The 12,186-nt window shown below is 64.8% G+C and carries 8 protein-coding genes and 1 tRNA gene; 2 read left to right on the top strand and 7 right to left on the bottom strand.

Going from position 1 to position 12,186, the window contains the following annotated elements:
• Positions 1-160 precede the first annotated feature (160 nt).
• Positions 161-245 (top strand) — tRNA-Leu (locus AB0L58_RS34955).
• Positions 246-728: 483 nt separating this feature from the next.
• Here the strand turns inward: AB0L58_RS34955 and AB0L58_RS34950 are convergent.
• Genes AB0L58_RS34950 through AB0L58_RS34940 form a run of 3 tightly spaced genes read right to left on the bottom strand, consistent with a single transcriptional unit; the run spans position 729 to position 4,438 of the window.
• Positions 729-1,871, bottom strand: a complete 1,143-nt coding sequence (locus AB0L58_RS34950; protein ID WP_364393902.1) for a glycerate kinase — start codon at positions 1,869-1,871, stop codon at positions 729-731.
• A gap of 33 nt (positions 1,872-1,904) precedes the next feature.
• Positions 1,905-3,308: a C4-dicarboxylate transporter DctA gene (dctA, locus tag AB0L58_RS34945; protein ID WP_364393900.1), complete on the bottom strand. Its 1,404-nt coding sequence runs from the start codon at positions 3,306-3,308 to the stop codon at positions 1,905-1,907.
• Between the two features lie 35 nt (positions 3,309-3,343).
• Entirely contained in the window at positions 3,344-4,438 is a 1,095-nt protein-coding gene (locus tag AB0L58_RS34940) for a tartrate dehydrogenase (RefSeq protein WP_364393897.1), read from the bottom strand.
• Positions 4,439-4,582: 144 nt separating this feature from the next.
• Between AB0L58_RS34940 and AB0L58_RS34935 the strand changes: the two genes are divergently transcribed.
• Entirely contained in the window at positions 4,583-5,509 is a 927-nt protein-coding gene (locus tag AB0L58_RS34935) for a LysR family transcriptional regulator (protein WP_364393894.1), read from the top strand.
• Between the two features lie 254 nt (positions 5,510-5,763).
• On the opposite strand, the gene AB0L58_RS34930 is transcribed toward AB0L58_RS34935, so the two are convergent.
• From AB0L58_RS34930 to AB0L58_RS34915, 4 genes are all read right to left on the bottom strand, one after another.
• The gene (locus AB0L58_RS34930) at positions 5,764-7,197 is read right to left on the bottom strand and encodes a DUF234 domain-containing protein (RefSeq protein WP_364393891.1); all 1,434 of its coding nucleotides are present in this window, start codon (positions 7,195-7,197) and stop codon (positions 5,764-5,766) included.
• A 739-nt stretch (positions 7,198-7,936) separates the two neighbouring features.
• A complete protein-coding gene (locus AB0L58_RS34925) occupies positions 7,937-8,608 on the bottom strand; it encodes a response regulator transcription factor (protein ID WP_364393888.1) in 672 nt (223 codons plus the stop codon).
• The gene (locus AB0L58_RS34920; RefSeq protein ID WP_364393885.1) at positions 8,605-9,816 is read right to left on the bottom strand and encodes a sensor histidine kinase; all 1,212 of its coding nucleotides are present in this window, start codon (positions 9,814-9,816) and stop codon (positions 8,605-8,607) included. Before AB0L58_RS34920 ends, AB0L58_RS34925 begins: the two co-directional genes overlap by 4 nt.
• Before the next feature lie 94 nt (positions 9,817-9,910).
• Positions 9,911-12,148, bottom strand: a complete 2,238-nt coding sequence (locus AB0L58_RS34915; protein WP_364393883.1) for an MMPL family transporter — start codon at positions 12,146-12,148, stop codon at positions 9,911-9,913.
• Positions 12,149-12,186: the final 38 nt, after the last annotated feature.

The raw sequence follows: 12,186 nt of genomic DNA, 5'->3' as shown, positions 1-12,186 counted from the left end.
CTACCTGGTTACCAACGCGTACGAAACATGAGCACTCCTCATGTTGACCGTTACCGAATTGTTATAATCCCAGGTGGGGTTACCGGCGAGTACGACATGCCCGGGGTGCGCTTCGCGATGTCGGTCAAGCCCGGTAGAGTTTGGACGGTCGTACCATCAAGCGCGAGTGGCGAAATTGGCAGACGCGCCAGATTTAGGTTCTGGTGTCCACGGACGTAGGGGTTCAAGTCCCCTCTCGCGCACCACTCGAACACCGATTTGGCGTCAGATATGACGCAAATCGGTGTTCGAACACCCACTCTTTCCCCTCCGACTCGCTCGCAGCCGCCCCTGCCGTGGCGCACATGCGCCGAGGTGCCACTCGCAGCACACATTTACCTCAGAAATGACGCTCGTGCGTTCAAGTGAACTTCGCCCGGTGCTCTACCACGCACAATCGGCGCAACTGAGCCATCCGCGTGCACGAGGGCTTCCTCTATCCCCCCACCAGGCGGGGCGGCTCAGAACAGACCGAGGCTAAACACCGAGCGCAGCGCGGTGAGCACCGCGCCCTGGAAGCCTTGACGTTGATCCGCACCTGGGCGAGTCGGCGGGTACGGGCGTCACCACGACCACACCGCGCCCGAGGGTCAGTCCTCATGATCCTCGGGTGGTTGCGCGCAGTACCGGGACCGATCTTTTCGAGATAGTCCCCCCGGTGGGACGCCACCGTCCGCGCAGCCGGCACGTCAGTTGATTCCGTCAGCGTGCACGACCCGGTTGGGGCGGTAGGTGTGTGCCCGCTGACCGATCTGTGCGCCGATGTGCCGCAGTTGGGTGGCAGTGCGCTTGGGATCGTGGGCGGTGTCGGTACCCGCATAGTCGACGACCGCGTATGTGTCGGCGAAAAGTGTTGTGGGACAGGTGAGATCGTTTCTGCCTACCACAGCGACGACGGGTATGGGAGCGGCGCGTCGAGCGACGACGGCGGGCAGTTTGCCGGTGAGTGTCTGCTGGTCGAGTCGGCCTTCGCCGGTGATGACGAGGTCGGTGCCGAGCAGGTGTCGGTCGAAGTCGAGGAGGTCGAGGAAGTAGTCGGCGCCGGACACGATGCGGGCGCCGAGCAGCAGCCCCGCGAAACCGCAGCCGCCCGCGGCACCGGCGCCGGGTGTGGCCGCGTGGGCGGCGGCGTTGTCCCAGCCGGATCGTTGTAAAGCGGTGACAAGGTGGTCGAGCCCGTTTTCGAGGCGTGCGATATCGACGGCGGTCGCGCCCTTCTGTGGACCGTAAACGGCGGCCGCGCCGCTGGGGCCGGTGAGGGGACTGGTCACGTCGCTGGCGACGACCAATTCGATTCCCCGCAGGTCGGGTGCGTCTGCGGCGCACACTACGTCGATGCGATGCAGATCGGCCGCAGTCGGGGTCAGGCGGCGGCCGTCGTGGTCGTGGAATGTGTACCCGAGCGCGGCAAGCGTGCCCACGCCGCCGTCGGTGCTGGCGCTGCCGCCCAGGGCCAAAACCACCCGGCGTGCACCCAGATCGATCACGTGGCGGATTGCTTCGCCGAATCCATAGCTACTGGCAGTCATCGGGGCAAGCACACCGCGGGGCAGTGTCGCCAGGCCACATGTGTTCGCGACTTCCACCACGGCAGTCGCCTCGTCGATGGCGATCGTCGTATGGTGCGGACGGCCGAGCGCGGCGGCGACAACGCAGGTGCGCGAACGCATCCCGGCGGCGAGCGCGGCGGCGACGCTACCGTCGCCGCCGTCTGCCAGCGGCAGCGTCACGCTGTCCACACCCGCCCGCGCAAGTCCGTGGGCGAGATTGTCGGCGACTTCGGTGGCCGACAGGCTGCCCTTGAACTTGTCGGGCGCGATGAGGACCCGCATACGAGTCTCCTTTCTCGAAACCGGCGCGTCCGTTCAGGACCGCGCGGCGGGACTGACGAGCACCGAGTCGACAGGGGCGGCGGACGACGTGATCACATCGCTTTCGGCGTTCCCCGGTACTGGCGCAGGATCGTCGAGCGGCGCAACATCCTGGCCCGTGAACACTTTTCGAGCTCGATCGAGGTCGAGTTCGTTGTTCCATTTCGCCACGAACAGGGTGGCGACCGCGTTGCCGATGAAGTTGACCAAGGCCCGGCATTCGGACATGAACTTATCGATGCCGAAGACGAGCATGATGCCGACCGCCGGAATGTGGCCGACAGTGCTCAATGTCGCGGTGAGCGCGATGAAGCCACCGCCCGCGACGCCCGCCGCGCCCTTGGAGGTCAGCAGCATGACGGCGAGCAGGCCCAGTTGCTGGCCGATGGTCAGGTCGGTGTTCGTGGCCTGGGCGATGTACATCGCCGCTAGCGACAGGTAGATGGCGGCGCCGTCGAGGTTGAAGCTGTATCCAGTCGGCACGACCAGACCGACGGTGGTCTTGCTGACCCCGGCGTGTTCGAGCTTGCGCATGAGTCCCGGCAGTGCCGGTTCGGCGGTGGACGTGCCCAGGATCAGCAGCAACTCTTCGCGCAGGTAGTCCAGGAGCTTGAAGATATTGATCCGCAGATACGCCAGCACCGAGCCGAGCACCACGAACACGAACAGTGCCGAGGTGGCGTAGAACAACAGGATCAGGCTGCCGAGGCTGGTCAGCGTCGAAACTCCGTACTTGCCGATCGCAAACGCCATGGCCCCGAACGCGCCCAGCGGGGCGAGTTTCATGATGTAGGACAGCACCTTGAACACGATCTTGGTGAGCCGGTTCACCGCATCGAGCACCGGCCGGCCGAGCTGGCCGACCGCATTGAGCGCGATACCGAAAACGACCGCCAGGAAGATGATCTGGAGGATGTCGCCCTCGACGAACGGCCCGACAACACTGTTGGGCACGATATGGGTAATGAACTCCCACCAGTGCTGTTTCTCACCGGCGCTGATCAATTTCTGTGCCGACGCGCTGGCCTCGATCTTGGTGGGATCCGCGTCGACACCGTCGCCGAGGCGGAACACATTGATGGCCACCAAGCCGCTGATCATCGCGAGGATGGTGCCGATCTGGAAATAGGTCAGCGCCTTGATCCCGGTCAGACCGACCTTCTTCAGATCGGCCACACCGGCGATGCCGCCGACGATTGTGAGGAACACGATCGGCCCGATCAGCATCTTCATCGCGGTCACGAATGTGGTGCCGATCGGCTCCATCGCGACCGCCGCGTCCGGCGTCAACCAGCCCATCAGCACACCCAGGACAATTGCGACCAGCACCCAGATGTACAGCTGCTTGTACCACCGCTTTGTGGCCGGATGGTTGGGGCCCGAGCTCTGTGTTGCCATGATGACGTAACCTCTTGTGGCCGTTGCGGTGTCGATCAGGCGTGGGTGAGCGCCGAAGTCAGCGCGGCGATCACGGCTTCGGTGAGGTCATCGGTGCTGGCGGTGCCGCCGATATCACGAGTGAGCACGCCTCTGCCCGTTGCGGTTTCGATCGCAACCTCGACCCGGCGCGCCTCCTCGTGCAAGCCGAAGTGTTCGAGCATGAGCGCGGCACTGGCGATCGCGCCGATCGGATTACTGATCCCTTGACCGGCGATGTCCGGGGCCGAACCGTGTACCGGTTCGAACATGCTGGGGAACCGTCGTTCGGGGTTGAGATTGGCGCTGGCGGCTACACCGAGGCTGCCAGCAAGTGCCGACCCCAGATCCGACAGGATGTCGGCATTGAGATTGGAGGCCACGACCACCGACAAATCCTCCGGATGCAGCACGAATTTCGCGCTCATCGCGTCGACAAGCACGCTCTCGGTCGCCACGTCCGGGTAGTCGAGCGCGACACGCTGGAATACCTCGTCCCACAGCACCATGCCGTACTGCTGCGCGTTGGATTTGGTCACACTGGAGACCTTCTTGACCCGGCGGGTGCGGGCCAGGTCGAACGCGAAGCGCATGATGCGCTCACAACCCTTTTCCGTGAACAACGCGGTCTGCAGTGCGACTTCGTTTCCCGGCCCGCGACCACTCAGGTTGCGCCCGCCCAGGCCCGCGTATTCGCCCTCGCTGTTCTCCCGCACGACCACCCAGTCCAGTTCGCGATCGTCGGCAGCGCGCAGGGGCGATACCACGCCGGGCAGGAACTTCACCGGTCGCACATTGGCCCACTGGTCGAAGTTCTGGGTGATGTTGAGCCGCAACCCCCACAGGCTGATGTGGTCGGGTACGTTCTGCCAGCCGACGGCACCGAAGTAGATCGCGTCGAAGGACCGCAGCGTCTCGAGACCGTCGGCGGCCATCATCCGGCCGGTCTGCTCGTAATACTCACAGCCCCACGGAAACTCGGTCCACTCGAAGCCGAACTTCCCCTCCGATTGCGCGGCCGAGATATCGAGCACCCGTCGACCAGCCGCGACAACCTCCTTACCTACTCCGTCCGCGGGAATAGCGGCGATCGTGAATGTTTGCTGTGCCATGAGATAACTCCGAGCTGATCGACTGTTGTGTGCGTCACATTGCGTGTCGGATCCATTACGCGTCACACGGGCGGCGGGCGTCTAAGACCAACTTGCGATCCGGGGTATAGGTTGAGCCTATCTATCCAGGTAGAGTGGATGCTCGTGGACGTCAGACAGCTGAAGTTCTTCCTGGCGGTGGTCGACCACGGCGGTTTCGGCAAGGCCGCACAGCAGTTGATGGTCGCGCAACCGTCACTGTCGCAAGCGATCGCGGGCTTCGAACGCGAGCTCGGGATGCCGCTGTTTCACCGCGTGGGCCGCGGGGTGGTGCTCAGCGATGCGGGTAAGGCTCTCGTCGGACCGGCGCGCGTGGTTCTGCGCGACGTCGACGAGGCGGCCGCGGCAATGCGCGCGCTGAAAGGCCTGCGCGGCGGCCGGGTCGACGTGATCGCCATGCCGTCACCAGGAATGGAGCCGCTGACGACAATCCTCACCACGTTCCTCCGAAACCATCCGGACGTGACCGTCAATGTCGAAGCCGGTTTCACCCCAGACGAGGTGCTCAGCAGCGTGCGCAGCGGTGTGTGCGAGATAGGTGTGCTCGGATCCGCCGAGCCGACCCGCGCTCCCGACCTGGACGTGATCCCGCTGGAAAACCAAGCGCTGGTATTGATTTCGGGCCCACACGACGAGGTGCCGGCCGAACCGACCATCCGTCGCGAAGACCTCGGCGGCTGCCGATTGATCGTGTCGCAGCGCGGCTCGCTGATGCGAGCACTCGTCGACGACGTGCTCGCCGAAGGCATCCAGGTCACCATCGTCGCCGAGATCGCGCACCGCACCTCGATCCTGCCGATGGTCCTCAACGGCATCGGGCGCGCGGTGATGCCCTCATCGTGGACACAGTCGGCGCAACGCGCGGGCGCGCACGTACACCGCATCGTCCCAGAGTCGTACCTGCACGTCGCCGCCGTCAGCCGCCGCAACCACCTCACGGCACCGGCGACCGCACTCATGGCCGAGGCACGACGCAGCGGAATACGAACTCACCGGCACGCGGCGTCGAAGTCACACGATTCCGGCACCTGAGTTCACGATCGAAGCCAAGATCTGCGCCGCATCGCGAGTCGATGTCCCGCGGGCACCTCCGCACCACGCCACGACCAATCGCCGCACCCGTAGATCCCGACATCGTCTACAGCATGTGCACCATCGGCACCGCCGGACGCATCCACGACCGCGCAGTCCTCGACGTACTCCGCTGGCAAACCGGTACCCACCTCGGAATCCGCGCGCCTACGACGGATTCGGAACCATCACATTTGTAGAGAGCCGATACGTCGTCACTGCCACGCGCGCAGCAGATCCTCTGGTCCCCAACAGGCGGCGATCGGCAAATCACCAGCTACTCCGGACCGCGAAACCGCCACCAACGGGGTATCGAACCGCGTGCCGGGAACGGAGAGCACGCCGCGAGCGAGGGCGTCGTAGTCATGACGGTCGAACGGACGGTTTTCGAGCCACTTGATCGATCCGACGAAATGCATTGCGCCCGCGACAGGTTCGCGGTCGGCGCCGATGAGATCGAGTTCCGGGTTGTTCTGGCGGTTCCACCATCCACCCACCGCTTCGGTCTCCGGCCACCGGTCGTTCGGCAACAAACGCAGCAGCGATTCCCGAATCACAGGTTCCACCGCGCGACCACGCCACGTCGTCCACGAACGCTCGATCCGCTCCAACGCCAGATCCCCCCGACCACGCTCGATCAGCGGAATCCCGCGCTTCAGGAAAGCCAGCCAGAACCGCAAATAGGAGTCGGCGATACGGTAACGCTTGTTCTTGCTATCCGGTTTCGTGGACAGCGGCAGATCCGCCGCCACAATCCGCTTGCCCTGCAAGGTATTCAGCAACGGCGTAAGAGTTCCGGCCGCCAACACACCCGAGCCACCCGCTGCCGCGGCGATTGTGCTGTAGGTGCGTTCACCGCTGCCGATCGCCTCCAGCACGGCCCGAGAACGCGACGCCTCGGGGAACTCGCCGAGCAGCGACAACTCTCCCGCCACCAAAAGCGGTGACAGCGGATTCGTCGTGGCATCGCGCAGGAAAGCCTTGCGGCTCATGCCCGGTCGCCAGGACTGGACGATCTCCGGGAACCCACCGGTGATCAACAACGCGTCCATCGCCTCGGCCGCCGACAGCTCGGTCATGGCCCGAACATCCGCCAAATGCAACGGCTGCACGGTCATCTTCGTCGCCCGCCCGAAGAAGGGACGACCATGCGACTGCAACGCCTCCATCACCGAGATATCGCTGCCCACCAACACCAACAGCACCGGCTTGGCCGACAGGTGCCGATCCCACACCGTCTGCAGCGCCCCTTCGAACTCCGAGTCCTGCTCCACCAGCCAAGGCACCTCGTCGATCACGACAATGCTCGCAGCGTCATCCGGCAGGGCGATGGCCAAGGTCCGCAACGCCTGGTTCCAGTCGGCCGCCGATATCCCCGCAACGAGTTCCGCCCCCCGCAGCGGCGAGTAAGCCAAGGCCGCGACAAAGTCCTCACGTTCAGCCACCGGATTGCGCCCACGCGTCGCTTGGAAGACCACATACGGAACACCCGAGCGATCACAGAACTCCTGGACCAAACGCGACTTCCCGACCCGCCGCCGACCGGTCATGATCACGGCACATCCCCGCGTCACACCCGTTCCACCCGTCACCTGCCGCAGCTGTCGCCCCAGCAGGTCGATGTCCGCTACACGCCCCTTGAACTCCACCCAGACACCTCCGCAACGAAATATAGGACATATCTTACATAGATTCAATCTAAGTAAGATCTAATCTATGTATCTTGTCCATATTCTCGTGCCGCGCTCCCGACGCCCAACTTCCTCGGCACGACATACATCCGCGACGCCGACGCGCAGCAGGTGGCGAATAGACCCAGGTTCGATCGAGGCGCTCGAACACCCACTCTTTTCCCTCCGGCTCGCTCACAGCCGCCCGGTCGTGGCGCGCATCCGCCGGAAGTGCCACTCGAAGCACACATTCACATCAGAAATGAACCACCTGCGTGTTCGAGTGAACTTCGCCCAGCGCTCTACCACGCGCAATCGGTCGTACGACGCAACGGCCGCAGTACGCGCTCGGCCGCCGAATATATGGTCGGTGCGATCGGCTACCTATCCCGATTCGCGGCAAACGACGGCGTGGTCTCTGCGTTCCGCAACGCGTTTCTGCACACCGACAAGCCCAGACGACTTCCGAGCGCCCGCCTGGCGCTGTCCCCCGCCAACTCGCACAGATCAACCACGCCGCCGCGACAACGGGGGCCCGAATCCCGACGAGATACCCCGTCGCAGCCTGGATCAGCGCCTCTGCCAGCGCTTCGGGCTGGGTCGGCTGCGATTCGTAGCTGCCCAGGGCGTAGATCGGCGGTCGCCGTAGACGCCGATCTCGACGGCCGCCGCGCGCTGGCTTTTGCCTCGAACCCCGCAGGGGACACGCGTCTCGAGATCATTGCGGTGGTTCGACCCGTACCAGACCTGATTGGAAGGCGACCACTACCAGTTGGGCGCGGTGGCGGGCGCCGAGTTTGGTCATGGCGCGCTGGACGTGGGTGCGGATGGTCAGTGGGCTGAGGTACATCTGTTCGGCAATTTCGTCGTTGGACAATCCCTCCGCGACCAGCGCTACGACTTCGCGTTCGCGTGCGGTGAGAACCTCGAGCGCATCGGCGGTGGCGGTGTGGCCTTCGGGGCGTGCGAGGAAGCGGGCGATGAGTGTCTTTGTGGCTGTGGGCGAGAGGAGGGTGTCGCCCGCCGCGACGGTGCGGATGGCGCGAAGCAGTTCCTCCGGACCGACGTCTTTGCCGAGGAATCCGCTGGCACCGGCGCGCAGTGCCTGGGCCACGTACTCGTCGAGTTCGAAGGTGGTGAGGATGAGGACGCGGGTGGCTTGCAGGGATTCGTCGCGGCAGATTTCCTGGGTCGCGGCCAGTCCATCGAGACCGGGCATGCGGATGTCCATGAGCACGACGTCCGGTTTGGCACTTCGCACGGTTTCGATTGCCTGCCTGCCGTCTTCGGCGACTCCGACGACCTCCATGTCGTCGGCGGAGTCGATCAGCAGCTGGAAGGTTCCGGCCAGCAGGGCCTGGTCGTCGGCTATCACGACGCGGATGGTCATCGCTCGCTTTCCTTCTCGTCCTGGCCGGATGGGCGCGGCTCCAGGGGTAGCTTCGTGGACACTTCGAAGCCCCCGCCCTGCCGGTATCGGGCGAGCAGCTCGCCGCCGACGGAGAGGGCTCGTTCGTTCATCCCGATCAGACCGTAGCCGGGCTCGCCTGGTTGCCTCGATCCGTGACCGCTATCGGAGACGGTGATGGTCAGCAGCGACTGTGCGTAGACGAGCCGGACCAACGCGGATTGTGTTCCGGCGTGTTTGGTGACATTGGTCAGCGCCTCCTGCACGATCCGGTACGCGGTCAGGTCGACACCGGGTGACAGCGGCTGCGGCTCGCCTGTCACCGATATCGAAACCTCCAGCCCTAGCGGCTCGAACGAGGCCAGCAGCTTCGGGAGCCGGGCCAGTCCCGGTGCCGGTTCGAGCGGGGTTTCGGGGTCGTCCTCTTGGCGCAGGAGCCCGACGGTCGCCTTGAGTTCGCGCAGTGCCGAAGATGTGGTGTCGGCCAGCTGATCCAGAATCTCCTGTGCCTGTTCGGGTTTGGAGCGCAATAGATACGCGGCGGTGGATGCTTGGGCGTGGGCCAAAGCCATGTGGTGCGCGACGATATCGTGCAGTTCCCGGGCGATGCGGACCCGTTCCTCGCCGACGCGGTGTCGTGCCTCTTCTTCCCGGGTGCGTTCGGCCAGTTCTGCGCGCGCCCGCATCGCCGCGAGATAGTTCTGCCGGCTTCGTGTCGCTTCGGCGAAGGCGCCGGTCAGCAGGAACCCAGTAAGAAGCGTGACCTTCCCGGGAGCGAACAGCGCCCCGGGGCTCTGGAGTACAGCGGCAATCAGCAGAATGATCCCGCAGATCGGTGGGTAGAGGTGAGCCGAGCGGCGATCGGAGCGCCAGCCCACCGAGTACGCGCAGACGAGCGCGGGACCCACCAACGACGCCGAGATGTCGAATCCCAGTGCGCCGATGGCCAATCCGCACGCGGTGGTCACTATCAGCATGGTGCGCGGATGGGTGCGGTGCCACAGCAGGGCAATGGCGGCCGGCACCGCGATGAGGACGACAAAGGGCGATATGGCGCGGGAAAACACCGGAACGGAAGTCGTGGTGTCCAGTGTGCTCGAGACGATGGTGAGCCCGCACAACGCCCCGGCGAGTGTCACGTCGACGGTTCGGGGATAGCGTTGCAGTACCTGCCACCAGTCTCTGGCCACCGGCTCTCTTCCTGTCGTATCGAAAACTGGTCGATGGGACGGATTCGACCGGGTAGGCCGTCCCCGACGGGCGGCCTACCCGCAACACATCGCGTCACCCATGTGTGGAGACCAGTTCCTCCTTGTCGTCGGGTGCGTCATCGGTATGTGTGTCGATCCGACGCAGATCCTCACCTTCGATATCCACGTTAGGCAGGATCTTCTGCAGCCAGCGTGGCAGCCACCAGGCCTTGTCGCCGAGCAGTGCGAGGATGGCCGGGACGATGGTCATGCGGACGATGAAGGCGTCGAAGAAGACCGCGGCCGCCAGACCGATGCCCATCATCTTGATCATCGAATCGCTCATGCCGACGAAGCCGGCGAATACGGCGATCATGATGGAAGCCGCGGCGACGACCACTCGACCGCTGTGCCTGAATCCGGTGACTATCGCGTCTTTCGCCGATTCGCCGTGGACGTAGGCCTCACGCATGCGGGTGACGAGGAAGACCTCATAGTCCATGGCCAGGCCGAACACCAGGCCGATGAGGAAGATCGGCACCATGCTCATCACGGGCCCGGTCGACTGGACCCCGAGCAGGTCGGCCAGCCAACCCCACTGGAAGACGGCGACGATCACACCCAGCGCCGCGCACACCGAGAGCAGGAAGCCCAAGGCCGCCTTGAGCGGAACCAGCAGCGACCGGAACACGACCATGAGCAGCAGGAATGCCAACCCGACCACAACGGCGAGATAAGGCAGCAGCGCGTCGGTGAGTTTCTGCGACATATCGATGTTCAGTGCGGTCGTGCCGGTGACCAGCATCTTCGCGCCGGTCGCAGACTGTAGCTCACCGGCCTCACCACGAAGGGTGTGCACGAGGTCCTTGGTCGCGTCGGCGGCCGGAGCTGTCGTCGGGACGGCATTCAGTACGGCGGTGTCACCGGCCTGATTGAACATTGGCGGAGAGACAGACACGATTCCCGGTGTCTCGGTGACGACCTCCAGCGCTTCAGCCACCGTGGCTTGCGGGTCGGATGTGCCTTTCGCGTCCACGACGATGGTGAAGGGGCCGTTGGAGCCGGGCCCGAATCCGTCGTCAAGTGCGTCGTAGGCGCGGCGCTGGGTGGTTGAGGTCGGCTGCGACGAGTCATCGGGAATACCCAATGTCAGGCTCTTGATCGGCAGCGCCAGCGCACCGAGGCCGACGACCGCCAGCAGCAGGATCGGAATCGGGCGGCGCACCACGAACCGCGCCCAGCGAGTTCCCAAGCTCTCCTGGGTGTTTCGCGTATTGGTGTTCGACGCCTCGTCCGACGCCTCGTCCGACGCCTGTACCCCCTTGCGCAGCGCGCGGGGCAGCACGGCGTCCTGCACGAACCCGAGCAGCGCGGGCAGCAAGGTCAGCGCGACCAAGACGGCGATCAGCACGGTACCCGCCGCAGCCAGTCCCATGCTGGTGAGCGTGGGAAGCCCGACCACCGACAGCCCGGCTAGGGCGATGACGACGGTGAGCCCTGCGAAGACGACCGCCGAACCCGCCGTGCCCAAAGCGTGTCCTATCGCCTCGACCGCGGTCCGACCGGCTGCACGTTCGGCTCGGTATCGCGAGACCACGAACAGGGCGTAGTCGATACCGACAGCAAGCCCGAGCATCATGGCCAGCGTCGTGGTGGTGAACGACAATCCGATGGTCATGATCGCGGCCACGCCGGTCCCGATGCCCACCAGCGCCGTAACGAGCGGAAGTCCCGCAGCCGCAAGGGATCCGAAGGTGATGAGCAGCACGACCGCGGCGATGGCGACGCCGATGACCTCGGTCGCGCCCGCCTCGGGTGCGGCCTGCATAACCGTGCCGCCGAACTCGACGGTGAGCCCGTCCATGCGGCCTTGGTCGACCGCGTTCTCGAGGGCCGTCTTGGTCACGTCGGTGATGTCGGTGCTCGACGCGGCGTAAGTGATCGTGGCGTAGGCGGTCGACCCGTCCTTGCTGATGGCGCCCGGCGCCTGGAAGGGGTCGAGCGCGTTGGCCACCTGAGGGCCACCGGCCACCTGGGCGACGACCTTCTCGACCACGGCCTTGTTCTGCTCGGCGCTGATCTGCTGGCCAAGCGGCGCCACGAAGACGATGCGCGCGTTGGCGCCATCGGATTTCATGCCGGGAAAGCGCTGATCGAGCAGGTCGAATGCCTGCTGCGATTCCGTACCGGGCATGGACAGCCCGCCTTCGGAGGCTGCGGGCGCTCTGGCCGCACCGAATACCAACGCGGCCAGTAGACCCAGCCAGAGCAATACGACCACACGCCGCTTCTCGAAGCAGAACCGACCTAATCGGTACAGGAATTGAGCCATGCATCGATGCTCTCGGGGCCGCTCTGTAATCGTCATCG

Source organism: Nocardia sp. NPDC052112 (genome assembly GCF_040680135.1).
GTDB lineage: Bacteria > Actinomycetota > Actinomycetes > Mycobacteriales > Mycobacteriaceae > Nocardia.
Note: the sequence above shows the minus strand (reverse complement) of the source record. Positions and strands in the feature narration are given on the sequence as shown.

Coding starts and splice junctions, on each gene's coding strand:
- AB0L58_RS34950 (WP_364393902.1), bottom strand. CDS start 1,871: ATGCGGGTCCTCATCGCGCCCGACAAGTTCAAGGGCAGCCTGTCGGCC.
- dctA (WP_364393900.1), bottom strand. CDS start 3,308: ATGGCAACACAGAGCTCGGGCCCCAACCATCCGGCCACAAAGCGGTGG.
- AB0L58_RS34940 (WP_364393897.1), bottom strand. CDS start 4,438: ATGGCACAGCAAACATTCACGATCGCCGCTATTCCCGCGGACGGAGTA.
- AB0L58_RS34925 (WP_364393888.1), bottom strand. CDS start 8,608: ATGACCATCCGCGTCGTGATAGCCGACGACCAGGCCCTGCTGGCCGGA.
- AB0L58_RS34915 (WP_364393883.1), bottom strand. CDS start 12,148: ATGGCTCAATTCCTGTACCGATTAGGTCGGTTCTGCTTCGAGAAGCGG.